We start from the raw sequence: 19446 nt of genomic DNA, 5'->3' as shown, positions 1-19446 counted from the left end.
ACCCGCTCGATCTCGAAGGCGAGGACGGCGAGTGGTGCGCTTCCACCGATGCCGAGGGGGATCGGTCTGCCCTCGCACCGGGTGGCATCAACGACGGTAGTGAGTAACCATCTGGCCACTCAACGTACTTGCAGCTGATTGCAGATTTAGCCGAGAGAATCCAGTGCAGCGTTGATCAACTGACGGGCCTTCATGCCGTGGACCGCCAGCTCACCAAGCTCCGCGAAAACGCGGCCGTATATGGCGATTTCGGTCGGCTGGGTGATGGTCAGGTAGCCGGAGACCAGCTCGACGCTGACCTGTTCCGTGTCGTAGATCCAGAACCCTTCGACCGGCCACGCCCTCTCACGATCGGGCCGGAACGGGATCACACCCAAGCTGACGGCCGGCAGCCGGCCGACGGCCAGCAGATGGTGGAGTTGTTCGCGCATGACCTCGGGTCCGCCGAGCCCGTTGCGGAGGACGCTCTCCTCGACCAGCAGGACGAACCGATGGCCGCCGCCGTGGAGGACGTGCTGGCGGGCCATCCGCTCCTCCACGGCGCCCGGTACGTCGTCGACCAAGCCGCGGCGGTCACGGATCGCGGACAGGATGGCGGTGGTGTACTCGCGGGTCTGCACGAGCCCGGGGAGAAGCCACGGGGCGTACGCGCGAAACCGCTGGGTGCGCTCGTAAAGGGGGCGCACGGATTCCTGGGCGGCGCGCAGCCCGTTGCGCTCCATACGCCGCCATTCCAGGAACATGGCATCGGCCTGGCGGCTGCGGGCGATGAGGTCTGCGGCCTGGTCGTCGGCACCGCAGGCAGTACACCAGGCTCGGATGTCGGCGTCGGACGGCCCAGTCTTCGCGTTGATGATGCGGCTGGTCTTGGCGGCGTTCCAACCGCACAGGGCCGCCAGCTCCTGCCCTTGGAGCCCGGCGTCCAGCATCAGCTCGCGGAGACGGTCCGCGACGGCCTTGCGGGCGGCCTGAGCACTGGAGGACCGGGAGGAGGGCATGAGCTGGCGGTCCGGTGGGCGTTCAGATCTTGTACAGCTCGTGGTCGGTGGCGCGGGCCCACACCGATTCGAAAGCCGAGCCGCACAGCGTCGCCACGGCCGGGTCAGTGGTCGTCTCCATGTCCGGGTCGGCCCACTGCCCATCCCCGGTGAAGTGGTTGAACAGGGCCACCTGGCCATCGAACAGCCAGAAGTCCACGCCCGGAAGCGCGATGTCTGTGGTGTTTCGGCGGGGCAGCCACCGGACCTGCTCGCCGGCCGCGACGTTCGGAAACGTCACGTCGTACTCGTACTTGATGTAGTCGTGCACCGGCTCCGAGACGATCCGGGCACGGCGGATCTCTACGCCCCGGCTGACGGCCCCGGCCACTGTGTCGCACCACGGCCGCCACCATGAGGCCCGGTCTTCCCGGTCGATGCGGTAACCCTCCTGCCAGCGGATGAACCCGGGGTCGTCCAGCATGTAGGAGTCGCGCATCTCCAGGTGCACCGCGGAGTGCTGCGCGTGGGCTAGGGCCTCAAGAAACATTGGGGTCCTTGTCGTCGGGCCGGGGGATGAACTGGATCATGTTGGCGGGCAGGCGGATCATGAACTCGTGGTCGGGGATGTCGGTGGTGTGGCCGGGGACGGAGCCCACCTCCCGAGCCTGGCGGATGTCCTCCGCGCTGGCCTTGTAGGACTGGATGAGCAGGTCGCCGGTCTCCTCCTCCAACCAGATGGTCGGCGAGCCATTGTCGGGGGTGTTCGGCCAGATCCCCAAGAACCGTAGCGTCATGGTGCCCTCCCGTACATGTCGGTTGCACGCGCTTGCGGGACACGCTTTCGCCGACCTGGCGGATCGTCAAGAGCGTGTTGAGTCATTGCGATGGGAAACGACGAAGCCTCCGGCCAGCACTCGATGCGCTAGACGGAGGGGCTTCGTCAGAAGCAGACACCCGGGGCCTCCGCATTCGGGAGCCGCATCACAGCTGCGGATTAGTGCGCAGCAGCCAGCTCGCTGCCTGTGAGGGCACTGGTGAACGCGGCGAACGCGGTGCCGGTGAAGCGGAGGGCGGGGCCGTGCGGGTTCTTGGAGTCCCGGACTGCGACGCCGGTGGTCCCATCGGCCGCGCACTCGACGCATTCCTCATTGCCTCCGCTGTAGCTGGACTTGCGGAAGGCGACGGCTTCGTGAGCAAGGGCGTTGGGCATGGCGAACCTCCGTGGCTCGGCTCGTGAGCGGGGTGCGAGGACCCATGCCGAGTATGCCCACCGGGTGCGGTATTCGGGTGCGGAAGGCCGGACTTGGGGGCGCGCGGTCGGCAGTGCGACCCCGGCGGTGGGCGGGCGCCGGGGGCCTAACGATACTGCTGTCCGGTCAGTGGTCGGCCAGGTCGCCGTTCTTGACGCCGGCGACGAAGCTGCTCCAGGACTCCAACGTGAAGCCGCCCAGGACCGGGCCGAGCTTGTAGTCCTTGGTGTCGCGGACCGAGACAGCGCCGTCGGGCCGGATGCCGACCTCGATGCAAGCACCATTCTGGTCGCCGCTGCAGCTGGCCTTGCGCCAGCTGCGGGCACCCTGGTCAAGGGCGTTGCGCATGGTCATCCTTTCGCCGGGGGCCAGCCAACTCTCAGTGGTTGGCGAGGGCTTCCTGCAAGTATGACCGAGAGTCGGGCACGGATTTCGCCTGGGCCCGGAGGAGATCGAACTGCTCGGTATGCCGCTTCAGGGTGTCCTCGTCGTCCGAGAAACTGAGGCTGTTTTCGTAGTACACCACCCCGTCGACCGGCGCCCCGCCGAAGTTGAAGAGGATGAACGGGCCAGCAGTGCCGACGTGCACGCCGGTGGAGAACGGCAGAATCTGCAGCTTGATGTTGGGCTGCTCCGACAGTTCGAGCAGGTGCCGGAGCTGGTCCTGCATCACCTGTGCGCTACCGACCGGCATGCGGATCGCCGCTTCTCCTATGATCGCCCACAGCTTGGTCGGCTGGTCGCCGCCCAGCAGCTGCTCCTTGCGGGCTGCGCGGGTGGCGACACCCTCGGCCAGCGGCAGCGGGTTCTGCTGCTCCCACAGATGTTGGCGGCGCGCGAGCAGCTCGGTGGTGTAGGCCTCGGTCTGGAGCACGCCCGGCACGATCAGCGGTTCCCAGGTGCGAATCTCGCCGTCGCGCGCCAGCAGCTCGGCCTCCACGAGGTACGAGAATGCCGGGTGGAGGTTGGCGCCCACGGCAGTCCACCAACCGCGCTGCTTGCCCTGGCGGGCAAGGTCGGTCAGCTGCTTGACCAGCACTTCGTTGCCATCTACGCCGTAGACCTTGCTGTAGGCGATGGCGTCGTTCACCTTGACCAGTGTCTCGCCGGACTCGTGCCGCAGGACGGTGAAACGGTTGAGGTCGAGGATTTTGGCGACCTCCTCGAGGCTCAGACCGGCCTCCTCGCGCAAGCGCCGGAGCTTGGTCCCGAGGATCTGCCGTAGGAACGGCACATCCTTCCGTGCGGCGACCCGATTACGTGGCATCTGTCGGCTCCTGTCGTTCACCTGATGTCACGTCAAGTGTGCAGCACGGTAGCCATGGAACGTCAGTTCTCTTCAGCACATGTGCCGTTCAGCAGACTTGCATTAGCTCTGAGAATGCGGGATGGTAGGCGCATGCACACCAATAGTGATCGCATGATCACGAATGGTGATCATTTTCGCGCGGCTTGGCCTGGCGTGGCGCACTGCCCTGCCACTGCCCGCCAGCCGCTCTTCGTACCGCTCCTGCATGCCGCTTGCGGCACTTGGAGGTAAGTCATGCATGCGGTTGTTCTCATGCTCCCGGCCAGGCCCGAGGCGATCCGCGAGGTCCGCCAGCGGCTCCGATACGTCTTGGAAGCCCAGGAGTTGCTGAACCAAGAGCAGATCGCCGACCTGCTGGTCATGGTCTCCGAGGCCGCGACCAACGGACTGCGGCACGGTTGCGATCAGGCCCGCGACGACGAGCAACTCACCGTCGCCGTACGACTGGTGGATGGCGCGCGGGTACGGGTCGAGGTGACCGATCCGGGAACCGGGACCGCGCAGAAGCCCGAGCCCGGGGAGGAGGACGAGCACGGGCGCGGGCTGCAGATCATCGCCGAGCTGTCGTCCGCCTATGGTGCGGTGTACGGCGAGGAGGGGGCGCGCACTACCTGGTTCGAGCTGCCGGCGCGCGCCGCGCTCCCGGATCCGACCGACGGCGACGCGACAGCTGGTCGCGGGGCAGTAGAGGGCTACCTGCTGGAGGCGCCGCCCAAAGCCGTCCCCACCCAGAACCGCCGCGCATCTGCGCGGCGTGCGGCCTGACCCTTCAGGCGGCCCGGGGCGACTCCGGGCCGACTCGTACGAATCGAGGTCTCTCCTTGAACAGCACGATTCCATTCGCTGCGCTGCCCCTGCTGCCGGGCCAACTCCGCGACCTGACCGGCGCCCTGGAGCTGGCAGGCGACACGCTGTCGCAGTTGCCGCGAGACGGGGTACGAACCGATTGCACGGTCGGTATCGACGCGCGGATCACACCGACCTTCACGGCCGAGACGCCGGCGGCCGTCTTCCAGCTCGCGAGCGACTACTTCGGCCAGGCCGGCCACTGCGAGATCAACGGGGTCAGCTGGGCTGAGCGGTCCGACAGTGGCCAGTGTGAGCTGACCGTCCTCACCGCCTGGGCAGACATCGCCGTTGACCCCGAAATGCCCGGGGAGCTCGGCGGTTCAACGCACCACGGATCCCTGTCGCTGCCGCCGGAGCGGACAGCGGCACTGGCCCACGACGTGGCGCAGGCCCGTGCCGCGCTGCGTGCGACGCCGAGCAGTTCGGCCTCCGGTGAGATCACGGTCCTGCTGGACGCCACTGTGGCGTTCACCGGGACCAGAGCATGGGAGGTCTTCGCCACCGCGGCCGCATTCGTCGACGCCCCGGGCCGGGTGCGCGTCCACGCCGCCGTGTGGAAGGGCTGCAGAGGCCGGTACACGTTGTGCCTGTGCGTCAGCCGACCAGACGAGGACGTCACCGAACCGCCGCGGCGGGAACGACCGACCACACGGTGACCGGCGGCGGCGACGTGCAGGCCCGGGGCCAGGCGGCACCCGGGCGGCCTATGGGGGTACCCCCGGCCCAAGGCTGGGGGAGGGTGGGAGTCGCCGACCCGCAGCGCCCTGACCACCTGGTCGCGGTGCTCAGCGCCGAGGGTGACTTCGCGGTCGCCACCTCCGGCACCGCCGAACGCGGCGCGCACATCATCGATCCGCGCACCGGCCGCCCGGCCACTGAATTGCTCTCACTCAACGTGATCGGCACCGACCTGGCCCGCACCGACGCCTACGCCACCGCCGCCTTCGCCATGGGCCCGCGCCGCGCCCTCCCCTGGCTGACCGCCCTGCCCGGCCACGAGGCCCTCGCCGTCCTCCCCGACGGCACCCGCCTGGGCACCCACGGCCTCCCCCGCTACCTGGCCGCCCCGACGGCGTAGCGGTGACCCGCCGGCGCGGCGTCCGCACGAGCCGCGCGGCAATGGCTAGAGCATCCGGCTGAGCCGGCGGCGCGCCGGCTCGCTGTGCCGCTTGGCGTGCCAGGGGCGGGAGGTTGACATGCCCGTGATCTGGGGATGGCTCTTTCGTGCGGATCGGATCCAGTGGCCAGCCCGAACGTGTTGCTGTCATCGGGGTGGGCATCCTCGGGGCCAGCGTGGGCTGGAACCTGACCCGGCACGGCGTCAAGGTGGTCTTCCTCGACGCGGGCCAGCCGGGCGAAGGCGTCACCAACTGGTCCTTCTCCTGGGTCAACGCCAGCAACAAGACCGTGAGCAGGTCCTACTTCGACCTCAACGTCGCGAGCATGGAGGCGTACCACGAGCTCGCCAGGACCATCGGGCCGGACTCGTGGTGGTATCCCCGTGGCCACCTGCGCTGGGCAGACGACCCCGCGGCGGAGACGAAGCTCCTGGAAACAGCGGCGCTGCTAGCCGACTGGGACTACCGGGTCGAGCTGCTCACGGGGGCCGAGGTGCGCCGCCGCCTCGAACCTGCTCTCACCTTGCCCAACGAGGTTCCGGTCGCGTTCTATCTCGACGAAGCCTGGGTGCACGGGCGTCATCTTGTCGGCCGGCTGGTCGACCTGGCTGTCGCTGCGGGCGCCGAGCACCGGTTCGGCACCGCGGTCCGTGACATCGGCACCCGTGCCGACGGAGGTGTTCGGACTGTGGCTCTGTCCGATGGGAGCCGTCTGGACGTGGACATCGTCGTGAATGCCGCGGGCCCTGGCGCCTCCCACATCGCCGGGCTCGTCGCACGGCACCTGCCGATGCGCTGGGAACCCGGCGTCGTCACGCGGATCGGCTGTGATCGCGTCCCGGTCCACCGCCCCATGCACGCACCTCACATCGAGATCCGTCCTGACGGAGACGCCTCGGTGGTCCTCCACAGCCGCGAGATCGATGCGCTCATCGACACCGGCAAAGATCCGGCGGAGCTTGCCCGGTTGCTCCAGGAATCGGCACGACGCGTCGTTCCCGAGCTCGGCAACTCCCGCACCACCCGGACACGGGTATCCAACCGACCCATCCCAGCCGACGGGTTCCCGTCGGTGGGAGCGGTACCGTCTGTGCCGGGCTACTACGAGGCCGTTGCCCACAGCGGGATCACACTCGGGCCGGTCATCGGCACGCTGCTCGCTGCGGAGATCCTCAGCGGGAAGAGAGATCAGACGCTTGCGGACTTCCGCCCGGAGCGTTTCTCCCCGTGACGGCCCAGGCTGGCGCTGGCCAGCCCAATGCCCAACCGCCGATCGGCTCGCAGGGCTGTTGCCAACCCCGTCATGCCGCACATCGGACGGCTGGACGCGACGGAAAGGCGGAGAGCCGTACCGGCTGCCGGAGCCGTCGGAATGCCTCGTCGTCGCCCTGGCCGGCCTCCTCGCCGGCCTCCTCGCCGGCCTCCGAGCAGTCTGCAAGCCATCGACCACGATCCGGCCTTACGGCGTAGACCCACCCTGCGATTCGCCGGGCCGCGGGTGCCTCAGGTACCCGGGGCCTCGGCGTTCGCCGGCCGCATCGCAGTTACGGATCAGTGCGCGGTCGTCAGCTCGCTGCCAGTGAGGGCACTGGTGAAAGCGGCGAAGGCGGCACCCGTAAAGCGGAGGGCGGGGCCGTGCGGGTTCTTGGAGTCCCGGACTGCGACGCCGGTGGTCCCATCGGCCGCGCACTCGACGCAGTTCTCATTGCCCCCGCTGTAGCTGGACTTGCGGAAGGCCAGCCCGGTGGCGGCGGCGTCGGGGTAGTGGTTCACGCGATCTTGTCTCTCTGTGCGGTGATGAAGGCGAGCGAATCGTCCTTCGTCATGGCCTCGGACGTGATGTCCCGGAAGCTCGCCCGGTAGCGGTCGACTCCGTCCGCGTCCTCGACGAACAGACTGCTCATCAGGCCTTCGATCAGGACGACGTCGAATTCGGGACGGTGGGTGAAGCCGTAGATGGCCATCGCGCCACCCATGCCCGGGTGGATGGATGCGCTGGACGGCATGACCAGGGTGGTGACGTTGGGCTGCCGGTTGAGGAGGAGCAGTTTGTCCAGCTGCGGGCCCATGATGTCGGGGCGGGAGCGGTTGGCGAGCAGCGCGGACTCATGGATGATCGCGTAGAGGTTGACCGGGTTGGGGCGGGTCAACACGGCTTGTCGTGCCATCCGTACGGCAACCTGGTCCTCGATGGTGCCGCCCATGCCACCGCCCAGGCGCTCGATGACGAGGCGCGCGTAATCAGGCGTCTGGCACAGGCCGGGGACGTAGGCGGGTTCGTATGTCTCGATCTTGGAGGCATCGGCCTCCAGGCGGACCATGTCGAACGCGACTGAGTTGAGCGCGTCGCTGTAGCCGAGCCACCAACCCCGGCGGCTGGCGCCGTCCTTGGTGATCTCTACCAGGTGGGTCCTGGAGCTCTCGTCCGAGACTTCGTAGTGGTCAAGGAGTCGGATCACATCGGCGACCTTGGCGGCGACCTGGGCATTCTCGATCCGGGTCACCTTGGTCTGGCTCCAGCCGAGCACGTCGGCGACCTGCTCGGCGGTCAGACTCTTCCCCTCGCGCAATCTGCGCAACACGTTCCCGAGTTGGCGCCGGCGCAGTGTCGAGTGAGCCATCCCCTGCCCTTCCTGTAGTTGAACAGTCTGCCCGCCGGGCAGGCGTACGCGCCACCAGCAATCGGGAGTGTACGCAGCCGATCGGCGTTCTAATTCGCATATATGCACACCTTGACGAATGAGTTGCTTTGATCTTGGCATCTACTCCATGCTGCCTGTGACGAACCGCTCGCCGACTGTCACTCAAGTCGGCGTGGTTCCTCACGACTGCACGCTGGCCGGTACTTGATTCGCCGTCAGGAGCTCGAATCCCGCAGTCCGGCCCCACCCTCTCGCCGCCCGGCTCGTCGCCGATGCGGCACTTGGAGGTCATCTGATGTCCGCGATTGAACTCACCGCTCCGGCCGAGCCCGAGGCGATCGGCGAGGTCCGTCATCGGCTCCGACAGGCCATGGAATCCCGGGAGTTGCTGGGGTCGGAGCAGATCGCCGACCTGCTGCTCATGGTCTCCGAGGCTGCGACCAACGGACTGCTGCACGGCTGCGATCCGGCGCGCGACGACGAAGAACTCACCATCGCCGTGCGGCTGATGGACGGCGTGCGAGTGCGGACCGAGGTGACCGATCCGGGAACAGGGGCAGCACGGCAACCCAAACCGGGCGAGGAGGACGAGCACGGGCGAGGGCTGGAAATCATCGCCGAGTTGTCGTCCGACTTCGGGGTGGTGTTCAGCCCGGAAGGGGCGCGCACCACATGGTTCGAGCTGGTCGCGCGCACTGCCCTCCCGGAGCCGGACAGTGATGTGACGGCCAATGCCCGGGAGGCTCGGCGCTGCGACGCACCGCGGACCTCTGTCGCTGCCGCCGGAGCGGGCAGCGACACTGGCTGACCGGCCTGCCCGGCTACGAGGCCCTCGCCGTGCTCCCCGACGGCACCCGTCTGGGCACGCCGGGCCTGCCCCGCTACCTGACCGACCCGGCCGCGGCGCAGCGCGGTACGGACGACACGCCGGGCTGATGATCACCTGATCGGCCGGGGGCGTGCCGACACTGAAGCGTGGACGACACCCCGCAGAGGCCCCCGAGCGGCCACCCGCACGAGCCGCATCAGCCGGCCGCCGAGGGCGGCCTGAGCACCCGGCTGAACTGGCTGCGGGCCGGGGTGCTGGGCGCCAACGACGGGATCGTGTCGACGGCGGGGCTGGTGGTCGGGGTGGCCGGCGCCACCAGCTCGTCGACCGCGCTGCTCGCCGCAGCCCTGGCCGGGCTGCTGGCCGGAGCGCTGTCGATGGCCTCCGGCGAGTACGTCTCGGTGAGCGCCCAGCGGGACTCGGAGCGGGCCGCGCTGGCCGTGGAGGAGCGCGAGTTGGCCGAGCAACCCGATGCCGAACTGAGGGAGCTGACCGGCTTGTTGGCGCAGCGCGGGCTGACCGAGGAGGTGGCCCGCGAGGTCGCCGAGCAGCTCACCGCCCAGGACGCGCTGAGCGCGCACGCCAGGGTGGAGCTGGGCATCGACCCCGAGCAGATCTCCAACCCCTGGCACGCCGCCGGGGCCAGCTGCCTGGCCTTCACGGTGGGCGCACTGCTGCCGCTGCTGGCGATCGTGCTGCCGCCGGTCGCGCTGCGGGTGCCGGTGACCGTGGTGGCGGTGCTCTGCGCGCTGATGATCACCGGCTGGGTGGGCGCCCGGCTGGGCGACTCGCCGGTGCGGCCGTCGGTGCTGCGGAACGTGGCGGGCGGCGGACTGGCGATGGCGATCACCTATGCGGCGGGCTCGCTGATCGGGCGCTCGGGGATCTGACTCGGGGATCTGATCAGAGCCGCACCGTGAGGAGCGGCAGCATCCGGCCGGGAATCGAGCCGGACGGCGTCTCGCCGGTGCGCACCGCGCCCTGCGCGGTGTAGAAGTCGGCCGCGTTGGGGTCGGCGTCGATGGTCAGCGAGGTGAAGCCCGCTGACCGGGCCAGCTCCAGCAGCTGGTGGTAGAGGCGCTTGCCGACGCCCTGGCCGATCACGGTCGGTTCGACGAAGAGCATCTCCAGTTCGCCCTCCGGTGCCGTCCCGGCCAACCGGCCGAAGCCGAGCAGGACGCCGTCCCGGTCGGCGACCAGGGCGCGCCCGGGGACGAGTTGCCCGGGTGTCACGGTGAGTTCGGCCCGGACGGCGGCCATGAAGGCTTCGTCGTACCCCCAGTGCCGCTTGGAGCGCAGCACCAGTGCGGTGAGCTCGGCGGCCTCGGTCGGGCGGGCCGGCCGGACCCGGATCAGGGAATCACTGCTCATCGCCCCACCGTGGCACACGACCCGGCGCCCCCGCCCGCGAATTCCTCGCGAACGGGGGCGCCGGCAGCTGAGCGACTCAGCGGGTGGTCTTGCCCTTGCTGCTGTTGCGGGTGCCCAGCAGGACCAGGCCGGTGATCACCAGGAACGAGACGACCGGGATGGCCACGTACAGGCCGAGGGTCTGCGCGACGGACAGACCGTTGCCCGGGTCGTCACCGTCGTCCCTGGTCAGGGCGAAGGCGGGCGACGACAGCAGCATCATCAGCGTGGCCGCTGCGGAGACCGCACCAGCGCGCAAAGCGTTCCTCTTGTCCACGTTCCCCAAGGTACCGGCCCCTTATCGGGCGCCGCGCGGCGGGGTCGGCCTTCCGGGTCCGGGCCGGTCGGCGGCCAACCGGGGGGTCAGCCGGTCGGCGGTGGCGCGCGGGCCCGGCGCGCCGGCCAGCCGCTCCAGGGTGACCGGGACGCCCGCACCGTCGGCCACCGGCAGCCGCCAGTTCGGGTACTGGTCCCAGGTGCCGGGCAGGTTCTGCGGGCGCGGGTCGCCGACCATGTCCGGCAGCCAGACCCCGACCAGCTCGGCCGGGGTGGCCAGCAGGAAGTCGTAGAGCGCGGCCTGGTCCAGCTCGGCACCCTCGGGCAGCATCCCGATTCTGATCAACTCGTCCCGCCAGTCAGCCAGTTCGGCTGCGGCAAGCTCCTGTTCCTCGGCCAGCGGGCGGGCCAGCAGGCCGAGTTGGTGGCGGAGCACGACGTGCTCGCCGGACAGCCGGGCGGCGGTGCTGGGCAGGTCGTGGGTGGTGAGCGTGGCCAGGCAGCCGGCCCGCCAGCGCTTGGGGTCCAGCGGCGCGCCCTTGGGGCCGAGCTCGCCGGCCCAGTCCCGCTCGAACCAGAGCACCGAGGTGCCGAGCACCCCGCGGGCGGCCAGCTGTTCGCGCACCCCGGGCTCCACGGTGCCCAGGTCCTCGCCGATCACCGCGGTGCCGGCCCGGTGCGCCTCCAGGGCGAGCACACCGAGCATCGCCTCGGCGTCGTAGCGGACATAGGTGCCCTCGGTCGGCGGGCGGCCGGCCGGCACCCACCAGAGCCGGAACAGGCCCATCACGTGGTCCATCCGGATCGCCCCGGCGTGCCGGGCGGCGGCCCGCAACAGTTCGGCCAGCGGTGCGTAGCCGGCCGCGGCGAGTGCGTCCGGGCGCCACGGGGGCAGACCCCAGTCCTGGCCGTGCGCGTTGAAGGCGTCCGGCGGGGCACCGACCGAGATGCCGCTCGCCAGGTAGTCCTGCAGCGCCCAGGCGTCGGCGCCGCCGGGGTGGACGCCGATCGCCAGGTCGTGGATCAGGCCGATCGCCATCCCGGCGTCCAGCGCGCCCTGCTGGGCGCGGCCGAGTTGCTCGTCCAGCAGCCAGGTCAGCCAGCGGTGGAACTCCACCCGGTCGGCGAGTTCGGCACGGGCGGCGGCGACCTGGGGGTTGCCCGGATGGCGCAGACCGGTCGGCCAGTGCTGCCAGTCGCCGCCGTGCTCCTCGGCGAGCGCGCACCAGGTGGCGTACCGGTCGAGCCAGTCGCCCTCGCGGCGGACGAACGCCTGGTAGGCGGCGTCCCGGCCGGGTCCGCGCGGCACGGTGTGCAGCAGTTCCAGGGCCTCGCGCTTGACCGCCCAGACCGCGTCCCGGTCGATCAGTCCGTCGTGGTCGAGCACCTCCGCGCGCAACCGCCCGGCCCGCTCGGCCAGTTCGTCCAGTCGGGCCCGGTCGGCGGGCTGGACGCGGGCGAACTCGGGCACCGCCTCGATCCGCAGGTGGACCGGATCGGCGAAGCGCCGGCTGGACGGGCGGTAGGGCGAGGGGTCGGAGGGCAGCGTGGGCAGCGCCGCGTGCAGCGGGTTGATCTGCAGGAAGTCGGCGCCCAGCGCCGCCCCCGACCACTGGGCGAGTTCGGTCAGGTCACCCAGGTCGCCGATGCCCCAGGAGCGTTCGGAGAGCACCGAGTAGAGCTGGGCGAGGAATCCCCAGCCGCGTCCGGGCAGCGGTTCGAGTCGCTGCGGGGCCACGATCAGGGTGGCGGACTCGGTGCGGTCGGCCAGCTCCAGCCGTAGGGTGTGCCGGCCCAGCGGCAGGTCGGCGGGCAGCCAGTGCGACCGGCCGGGCGGCACCTCCCACTGGCCGCCGTCCTCCAGCTCGATGGTCAGCCGGGCGGCGGCGGGCACGTCCAGCGCGCTGCGGCGGCCGGCCCGAACCACCAGGGTGGGCGGCAGCAGCCGGGCGGCCTGCGCGGCGCGGCGCTCGGCGAGGGCCTGTTCGACCGCCTCCGGGCTGGTCGCGTCCACGCCGAGCGCGGCCAGCACCGCGATCAGGGTGGCCGCGGGCACCTGGACGTGCCGGCCGTCGCCGGGGTCGTAGCTGGCGTCCACACCGTGGTGGTGGGCGAGTGCGACCAGCCGGGCGCTCGGGGCGTCCGGGGCCGCCGGGTCGGCGCCGGCCGCACCCGGTGATTCGTCACGGTTCTCGTCGGAACGGTCGTGGTACGCGGCCAACGCGGTCTCCTACCAGAACTCGAAGGGCAGTCAGGATCCACTCCTACCCGGGGCGTCCGGCCGCCATCCGCCGCGGCGCGCCGACCGCGCGCACAATGCCCGCTTGCACACATGCCTGCGGCACGTGCGCGCCGTTTGGGCAAATTCGGATGAAACGGTCATCACAGCAGGTCACATTGACACTGACGCGTCGAAACTGGTGGGCTTTGGCCGCGTGGTCCGAGAAGGGCGGCGGGGGCCTTCGGCAGGACGCGCATGCTCGTCGACCACCCCCGATACGGCCGACTGCCCCCGGCCGCAAGGAGGCCCCGTGCAGTCCCGTGTGTCGGCAGCCGCCGGGAGGCGGCTGCGGCAGCAGCTCGAAGCCAGCCCAGCCCTGCGCGAGGTCCTGCACCATCCCGCCGTCGAGGTCACCCGCCGGGCCACCGCCCGCACCGCACGCCTGGTCGCACCGCGCACCGCGGACCGGCTGATCGCGGACCTCAAGGGCACCGAACCGCTGCTGGCCGAGGGCCGGACGAGGCCGCTGGCCGGAGTCACCACCGACCGGGCCGGCGCCACCGAGCCGTCGGCGCACCGCCGGGCCGGTCTGCGGGTGGCCGCCACCCTGTCCGCCGCCGCGGTCATCGGCGGCCTGGTCGCCACCGTGCCGACCGCCGCGGTGGCCGCGCCAGCCGCCGCGCAGAGCGCCGCCCAGCTGCCCGGCACCCGCACCCCGCTGGGCAGCCTGACCGACCCCCAGGTCTATCCCCGCCCGCAGCAGTTGCGCGTGTCCGGCAGCCCGGTCACGGTGCCCGCCGAGGTGTCGCTGATGGTCGGCGCCGACCTGGACGCGGGCGCGCTCGCCGCCGTCCGCCAGGTGCTGCTCAGCGCGGGCGCCGGCAGCATCGTCACGCCCGAGCAGGCGGCTCCCGCGCCCGGCTCGCTGCTGGTCTACGTCTCCTCCCCCAAGCCGGGCGGCCGGACCGACCCGGCCGCCGCCAAGGTGCTGCAGGCACTGGGCGCCGCCGACCCGGCCGGCCTGCCGGACGGCGGCTACACCCTGGCGGCCGGTCAACTCCCGGTGGCCGGCGGCAGCTACGGCGCGGTGGTGCTGGCCGGCGTGGACGGCTCCGGCGCCTTCTACGCCGCGCAGACCCTGCGCCAGCTGCTCACCCGGGTGCCGGCCGGCCTGGGGCAGGGCGTCGGCTCGCCGGGGGCACCCGCCGGCGCGCCCCAGCCTCCGGCCGGGGGGACCGCCACGACCGGTGGTAGCGCCGGCGGCTACGGCTTCCCGGCGGTGACGGTGCGTGACTGGCCGAGCGGCGCGCCGGTGCGCGGCACCGCGGAGTCCTTCTACGGCACGCCGTGGAGCAGCGAGCAGCGGCTGGCGATGCTGGACTTCCTGGGCCGGACCAAGCAGAACTTCTTCCTCTACGCCCCGGGCGACGACCCGTACCGCCAGGACCGGTGGCGCAGCCCCTACCCGGCCGACCAGCTGGCCGACCTGCGGGCGCTCGCCGAGCGGGCCGCCGCCAACCACGTCACCCTCGGCTACGCGGTGGCCCCCAGCCAGAACTTCTGCTTCAGCTCCTCCGCCGACCTGGACGCGCTGCTCGCCAAGCTCGACGGGCTGCGCCAACTCGGCTTCGGCGCCTTCCAGTTGCAGTTCGACAACGTGAGCTTCGACGACTGGCACTGCGGTGACGACCGGGACGCCTTCGGCTCCGGCCCGGCCGCCCACGCCAAGGCGCAGGCCAAGCTGGCCGCCGCCGTGCAGAGCCGGCTGATCGCCACCCACCCGGAGCTGGCCGCGCTCACCGTGCTGCCCACCGAGTTCCACCAGCAGGGCAGCACGCCGTACCGCAAGGCACTGGCCGCCGCGCTGCCGCAGGCCGTCCAGGTGGCCTGGAGCGGCGTCGGGCTGATACCGAGCGCCATCACGGCCGCTCAGACCACCGACACCAGCGCGGTGTTCGGCCACCCGCTGGTCACCATGGACGACTACCCGGTCAACGACTCCACCCCGGACCGGCTCTACCTGGGCCCCTACACCGGCCGCGACCCGGAGGTGGCGAGCCGCTCGGCGATGCTGCTGACCGCCGGCATGCGCCAGGCCGCCGCCTCCCAGCTGCCGCTGGCCACCGCCGCCGACTTCGCGTGGAACCCCACCGGCTACCAGGCGCAGGCCTCCTGGCAGTACGCGCTGCGCGAGCTGGCCGCCGAGGCCGCACCGGCCGGCGCCGACGACGCGGGCCCGGCGCTGGCGGCGCTCACCGCGCTGGCCGGCAACAGCTCCTCGTCGCCGCTGTCCAGCACCGAGTCGGGCTACCTGACCCCGCTGATCAGCGCGTTCTGGACGGCCCTGCAGCCCGGCGGCGGCAGCGTCGACCTGAACGGGCTGCAGCGGGCCGCCGATCCGCTGCGGGCGGCGTTCGCCACCATGGCCGGCGCCCCCGACATGCTGCGCGGCACCGACACCGGTGCGGGCTCCGGCATCGGCGGCTCCACCCTGGTGGCCGAGACCTCCCCCTGGCTGAGCCGGCTGAGCGACTACGGCCGGGCCGGCGAGGCCGCGCTGGACATGCTGCTGGCCCAGCACGGGGGCGACGGCGCGACCGCCTGGAACTCCCGGGTGACGCTGCGCCGGCTGCGGGACCGGCTGGCCGCGGCCGGTCCGGTGACGATCGGCGCCGGGGTGCTCGACCCGTTCCTGGACCGGGCGCTGAAGGCCGCCGACAGCTGGTCCGGAGTCTCGGCCGGCGCCCTCACCCCGACCAGCACCATGGGCAGCGCCAACGGCCACGGCCCCGCGCTGATGACCGACGCCGACCCGGGCAGCTTCTACTGGAGCTCGGCCCCGCCGCAGCCGGGCGACTCGGTCGGCGTGGACCTGGGTGACGGCCGCCCAGTCGGCACCGTGACGGTGACCATGGGCGGCTCGGACGGCGGCGACGCGCCCGGCGGCGACGCGGCCGCGGCCGCCGACGACTACCTGCGCGACGGGGTCCTGGAGTACTCCACCGGCGACGGCGGCTGGCACCAACTGGCGGTGGCGCACCAGCAGAAGACCGTCACCGCCGAGCTGCCGGCCGGCGCGGTGGTCCGGGCGGTCCGGCTGCGCGCCACCAAGTCCCAGCAGAACGCCGTGGCGGTGCGGGACTTCAGCGTCACCGCGCCGGACTCCCCGGCGATGACGGTCTCCGGCGGCCCGGCCGCCGCGCCCGGCTCCTCGGCCGCCTCGGTGCTGGACGGCGACCCGGACACCGCCTTCCGGGCGGCCGCCGCGCCGACCGCCGCGACCGCGCCGCTCACCGTGGAGCTCGGCTCGGTGCGCCCGCTGGACCGGCTCACCGTGCTGACCGACCCGGCGGTGCACGCCACCGCGACCGTGTCCGTGCGGTACGCGGACGGCAACTGGGTCGACGTGGGCACCCTGCACCCGGGGTACAACGAGCTGCCGGTGGGCGGCCGGCCGACCGGTGCGGTGCGGCTGACCTGGCAGCCGGGCGGCGACGCGCCGGTCGTCAACCAGATCGTGCCCTGGTACGCGGACACCCCGGTGGCCCGGCTGTCGCTGGCCGACCCGGTGCTGGACGTGATCGCGGGCGCCCCCGCCGCCGGCACCCAGGCGGTGGTGGACGCGCTGCGCCCGGACGGCGCCGGCGGCGAGATCCGGGCCTCGGCGCCCAGCGGGGTGCCGGGCATCACCGTGACGCCGGCGCCGGCGGCGGGGCAGCCCGGTGCGGCGGTGAGCGTGCCGCGCGGCGGGCGCGTCAGCACGCCGGTGCAGGTCAGCGCGGCGGCCGGGACCCCGTCGGGGACGTACCAGGTGCCGGTGGACTTCACCTCCGGTCAGGTGACGCTGCACCAGACGCTCCAGGTGCACGTGGTGCCGCCGACCGGCGGCCCGGACCTGGCGCCCACCGCGACCGCCCGCTCCTCGGGCGACGAGACGCCCAAGTTCCCGGCCTCCGCCGTGAACGACGGCGACCCGAGCACCCGCTGGTCGTCCCCGGCGGTGGACAACGCCTGGGTGCAGCTCCAGCTGCCGCGGGCCACCCACCTGGGCGAGGCGGTGCTGCACTGGCAGGACGCCTATGGCGCCGCCTACCAGCTGCAGACCTCGACCGACGGGGTGAACTGGACCACCGTGGCCACCGTGGCGAACGGCAGGGGTGGCACCGAGACGGTGCGGTTCGACGCGCCGGGCGCGGTCTACCTGCGGATGCAGGGCATCAGCCGGGCCACCAAGTACGGCTACTCGCTCTACGGGATCGAGCTGTACGCGGTCGACGACCCGGCGGCGGCGCCCACCCCGCCGGTGCCGCCGTTCGGGGTGCCGACGCCCACACCGACCCCGGGCGGGGTGCCCGCCCCGACGCCGTCGCCGAGCGGGTCGGCCTCGCCCAGCCCCGCGGTGCCGTCGCCCGCACCGACCGCGCAGCCGACCGGTGACCCGAGCCCCGTCCCCGGCCCGTCGCCCACCCCGGGCCCGACCCCCGGGGCCGCCGCAGGGCGCTGAAACGCGGCGGGCCGGCGGCGCTCCCTCCTGGAGGGGGCGCCGCCGGCCCATGGGGCTACCGGCGGTACTGCGGCCCGGGCTGGTCAGGCGATGATGCTCTCCGGCTCACCGCGGTGGACAGGACGCGACCGGCCCAGCGGAACCGGTGCTCCCGCGTGGTCGGTATGGACATGGTGTTCGAAGTCACGGAACTGGTCCGTGCCGCCGTACGGCTCCAGGTAGGGCCGCCAGCGCGGGTCCTTGATCCCGGTTCCGATGATGCGCCAGGCCAGCCCGCTGGGCGGGGCCGGAGGTCGCTTCATCCGCCACCCGAGCTCGGTCAGGTGGCGGTCGGCCTTCATGTGGTTGCAGCGGCGGCAGGCCGCCACCACGTTGTCCCAGCGGTGCTGCCCGCCGCGACTGCGCGGGATCACGTGGTCGACGCTGGTCGCGGCGGCCCCGCAATAGACGCATCGCCCGTGGTCACGGGCGAAGAGTGCGCGGCGGGTGAGCGGTACTGGCCCGCGGAACGGCACCCGGACGAACCGGGTCAACCGCACCACGGAGGGCGCCGTTACGGCGCTGGTGGCGCTGTGCAGGGTGACACCCGAGTCCTCCAGGCTGACCGCCTTGTGATTGAGGACCAGGATGAGGGCGCGGCGCGTCGATACGACCCCTAGGGGCTCGTACGACGCGTTGAGGACCAGGACATGCGGCACGGATGCCTCCTTGGACGCCTGCGGCGCGTGGCTCGCGCCGGGACGAGCGGATGACCGCGCATCGCTGCGCGATCTCCCCCAGTGTCGCCTTACGACTTTGTACGGCGCCACCACTACCGGGTAACAGGCGGACGCGGGTTCCGCGCTCGCCGGTGCTACCTGTCTCTATGCCCAAACCGGCCGTTCGGCGCACCGACCTGCGCTCGCTAGGCTGTGCGCCGAGTTTTCCCGCGGGCACAGGAGGGCCTCGTGACCGACGTCACAACCAGCACCAGGGAGGCGGCCGGCTGGCTGGACGCCAACTGGGAGTCGTGGATCGACGGAACGCTGCGCATCGTCGTCATCGTGCTGCTCGCGCTGGTGCTGCGGGCAGTGGTGCGCAAGCTGATCGACCAGCTGATCCACCGGATGACCCGGGAGGCGGAGCACAGCGACAACGAGACCAGCAGCCGGCTGGGCGGGCTGCTGGTGAACCCGGAGCGGCGCGGCCAGCGGGCGGCGGCGATCGGTTCGGTGCTGCGCAGCGTCGCCTCGTTCTCGATCCTGGGCACCGCCGCGCTGATGGTGCTCTCCGAGGTCGGGGTGGACCTGGCGCCGCTGCTGGCCAGCGCCGGGGTGGCGGGCGTGGCGCTCGGTTTCGGCGCCCGCAACCTGGTCACCGACTTCCTCTCCGGGGTCTTCATGATCATGGAGGACCAGTACGGCGTCGGGGACGAGATCGACATGGGGGTGGCCACCGGCACCGTGCTGGAGGTCGGGCTGCGGGTGACCAAGCTGCGCGGCGACAGCGGTGAGATCTGGTACATCCGCAACGGCGAGGTGAAGCGGATCGCCAACATGAGCCAGGGCTGGTCGACCGCGACGGTGGACGTCCAGGTCGGCTACCGGGAGGACCTGGACAAGGTCGAGGCGCTGATCCTGACCGCGGCCGAGGCGTTCGCCAAGGAGTCGCCCTGGGACGAACTGCTCTGGGAGCCGGTGCAGGTGCTGGGCGTGGAGTCGGTCTCCGCCGACACCGTGGTGCTGCGGGTGCAGGCCAAGACCATGCCGAGCAGGGCGCAGCTGGTCGCCCGGGCGCTGCGCGGACGGCTGAAGGCGGCCTTCGACGGGGCCGGGATCAAGCTCAAGGAGGAGGCCGCCGGGTCGTCGGCCGCCCCGCCCGCGCCGAGCGCCATCGCCGACGCGCAACCGCCGTCCTCGCTCGCCGACCCGGCCTCGGCCCGTTCGCTGAGCGCCCGTCCGATCCCGCCGCCGACCCCGGAGGAGCAGCAGGCGTTCAGCAAGCTGCCCTGACCCCTCCCTCCCCCCCGGTGCCCCGGCCGCCCGCGCGGCCGGGGCACTGCTGTCGGCGCGCCTCTCG

20 protein-coding genes are annotated in these 19446 nt (G+C 71.9%); 8 read left to right on the top strand and 12 right to left on the bottom strand.

Going from position 1 to position 19446, the window contains the following annotated elements:
• Window positions 1-146: 146 nt before the first annotated feature.
• The 6 genes from LN042_RS04460 to LN042_RS04435 form a co-directional block, all read right to left on the bottom strand.
• Window positions 147-998, bottom strand: a complete 852-nt coding sequence (locus tag LN042_RS04460) for a helix-turn-helix domain-containing protein (protein ID WP_230048612.1) — start codon at window positions 996-998, stop codon at window positions 147-149.
• Window positions 999-1020: 22 nt separating this feature from the next.
• The gene (locus LN042_RS04455) at window positions 1021-1527 is read right to left on the bottom strand and encodes a DUF6879 family protein (RefSeq protein ID WP_230048610.1); all 507 of its coding nucleotides are present in this window, start codon (window positions 1525-1527) and stop codon (window positions 1021-1023) included.
• The gene (locus tag LN042_RS04450; RefSeq protein ID WP_230048608.1) at window positions 1517-1774 is read right to left on the bottom strand and encodes a hypothetical protein; all 258 of its coding nucleotides are present in this window, start codon (window positions 1772-1774) and stop codon (window positions 1517-1519) included. Before LN042_RS04450 ends, LN042_RS04455 begins: the two co-directional genes overlap by 11 nt.
• Window positions 1775-1974: 200 nt before the next feature.
• Window positions 1975-2190 carry a DUF397 domain-containing protein gene (locus LN042_RS04445; protein WP_230048606.1) on the bottom strand — a complete coding sequence of 72 codons (216 nt, stop codon included), beginning with the start codon at window positions 2188-2190 and terminating at the stop codon, window positions 1975-1977.
• A gap of 166 nt (window positions 2191-2356) precedes the next feature.
• Window positions 2357-2578, bottom strand: a complete 222-nt coding sequence (locus LN042_RS04440) for a DUF397 domain-containing protein (RefSeq protein WP_230048604.1) — start codon at window positions 2576-2578, stop codon at window positions 2357-2359.
• Window positions 2579-2609: 31 nt separating this feature from the next.
• On the bottom strand, window positions 2610-3497 hold the full coding sequence (locus tag LN042_RS04435; RefSeq protein WP_230048602.1) for a helix-turn-helix domain-containing protein: 888 nt from the start codon (window positions 3495-3497) through the stop codon (window positions 2610-2612).
• A gap of 276 nt (window positions 3498-3773) precedes the next feature.
• Between LN042_RS04435 and LN042_RS04430 the strand changes: the two genes are divergently transcribed.
• From LN042_RS04430 to LN042_RS04415, 4 genes are all read left to right on the top strand, one after another.
• On the top strand, window positions 3774-4304 hold the full coding sequence (locus LN042_RS04430; RefSeq protein WP_230048600.1) for an ATP-binding protein: 531 nt from the start codon (window positions 3774-3776) through the stop codon (window positions 4302-4304).
• A gap of 56 nt (window positions 4305-4360) precedes the next feature.
• Complete coding sequence (locus LN042_RS04425) at window positions 4361-5044, top strand: hypothetical protein (RefSeq protein WP_230048598.1); 684 nt, start codon at window positions 4361-4363, stop codon at window positions 5042-5044.
• A complete protein-coding gene (locus LN042_RS04420) occupies window positions 4942-5466 on the top strand; it encodes an FAD:protein FMN transferase (protein ID WP_372495671.1) in 525 nt (174 codons plus the stop codon). Before LN042_RS04425 ends, LN042_RS04420 begins: the two co-directional genes overlap by 103 nt.
• 146 nt (window positions 5467-5612) lie before the next feature.
• Window positions 5613-6737, top strand: coding sequence for an NAD(P)/FAD-dependent oxidoreductase (locus tag LN042_RS04415; protein ID WP_230048596.1), 1125 nt, complete (start codon window positions 5613-5615; stop codon window positions 6735-6737).
• A 320-nt stretch (window positions 6738-7057) separates the two neighbouring features.
• Here the strand turns inward: LN042_RS04415 and LN042_RS04410 are convergent, their stop codons facing one another.
• Together LN042_RS04410 and LN042_RS04405 are read right to left on the bottom strand one after the other, a co-directional pair.
• Window positions 7058-7279 (bottom strand): DUF397 domain-containing protein, encoded by a 222-nt coding sequence (locus LN042_RS04410; RefSeq protein WP_230048594.1) that lies wholly within the window; start codon window positions 7277-7279, stop codon window positions 7058-7060.
• Window positions 7276-8127: a helix-turn-helix domain-containing protein gene (locus LN042_RS04405; RefSeq protein ID WP_230048592.1), complete on the bottom strand. Its 852-nt coding sequence runs from the start codon at window positions 8125-8127 to the stop codon at window positions 7276-7278. The genes LN042_RS04410 and LN042_RS04405 overlap by 4 nt, the downstream gene beginning before the upstream one ends.
• A 316-nt stretch (window positions 8128-8443) precedes the next feature.
• Between LN042_RS04405 and LN042_RS04400 the strand changes: the two genes are divergently transcribed.
• Both LN042_RS04400 and LN042_RS04395 read left to right on the top strand, forming a co-directional pair.
• Window positions 8444-8956, top strand: coding sequence for an ATP-binding protein (locus LN042_RS04400; protein ID WP_230048590.1), 513 nt, complete (start codon window positions 8444-8446; stop codon window positions 8954-8956).
• A 239-nt stretch (window positions 8957-9195) separates the two neighbouring features.
• Window positions 9196-9867: a VIT1/CCC1 transporter family protein gene (locus LN042_RS04395; RefSeq protein ID WP_230048986.1), complete on the top strand. Its 672-nt coding sequence runs from the start codon at window positions 9196-9198 to the stop codon at window positions 9865-9867.
• A gap of 13 nt (window positions 9868-9880) precedes the next feature.
• Here LN042_RS04395 and LN042_RS04390 read toward each other — a convergent pair whose 3' ends face one another.
• The 3 genes from LN042_RS04390 to malQ form a co-directional block, all read right to left on the bottom strand.
• Window positions 9881-10348: a GNAT family N-acetyltransferase gene (locus LN042_RS04390; RefSeq protein WP_230048588.1), complete on the bottom strand. Its 468-nt coding sequence runs from the start codon at window positions 10346-10348 to the stop codon at window positions 9881-9883.
• A 76-nt stretch (window positions 10349-10424) separates the two neighbouring features.
• On the bottom strand, window positions 10425-10664 hold the full coding sequence (locus LN042_RS04385; RefSeq protein ID WP_443667696.1) for a hypothetical protein: 240 nt from the start codon (window positions 10662-10664) through the stop codon (window positions 10425-10427).
• Window positions 10665-10685: 21 nt separating this feature from the next.
• Window positions 10686-12884: a 4-alpha-glucanotransferase gene (gene malQ, locus LN042_RS04380; protein ID WP_372495670.1), complete on the bottom strand. Its 2199-nt coding sequence runs from the start codon at window positions 12882-12884 to the stop codon at window positions 10686-10688.
• A 310-nt stretch (window positions 12885-13194) separates the two neighbouring features.
• Here malQ and LN042_RS04375 point away from each other — a divergent pair, with 310 nt between their 5' ends.
• Window positions 13195-17388 (top strand): glycoside hydrolase family 84 protein, encoded by a 4194-nt coding sequence (locus LN042_RS04375; RefSeq protein ID WP_230048584.1) that lies wholly within the window; start codon window positions 13195-13197, stop codon window positions 17386-17388.
• Window positions 17389-17471: 83 nt separating this feature from the next.
• On the opposite strand, the gene LN042_RS04370 is transcribed toward LN042_RS04375, so the two are convergent.
• A complete protein-coding gene (locus tag LN042_RS04370) occupies window positions 17472-18086 on the bottom strand; it encodes an HNH endonuclease (RefSeq protein WP_230048582.1) in 615 nt (204 codons plus the stop codon).
• A 249-nt stretch (window positions 18087-18335) separates the two neighbouring features.
• Here LN042_RS04370 and LN042_RS04365 point away from each other — a divergent pair, with 249 nt between their 5' ends.
• A complete protein-coding gene (locus LN042_RS04365) occupies window positions 18336-19379 on the top strand; it encodes a mechanosensitive ion channel family protein (protein WP_230048580.1) in 1044 nt (347 codons plus the stop codon).
• Window positions 19380-19446 lie beyond the last annotated feature (67 nt).

The organism is Kitasatospora humi, assembly GCF_020907985.1.
Taxonomy (GTDB): Bacteria; Actinomycetota; Actinomycetes; order Streptomycetales; family Streptomycetaceae; genus Kitasatospora; species Kitasatospora humi.
The sequence above is the reverse complement of the archived record's forward strand: the minus strand, read 5'-3'. Positions and strand labels throughout refer to the sequence as shown.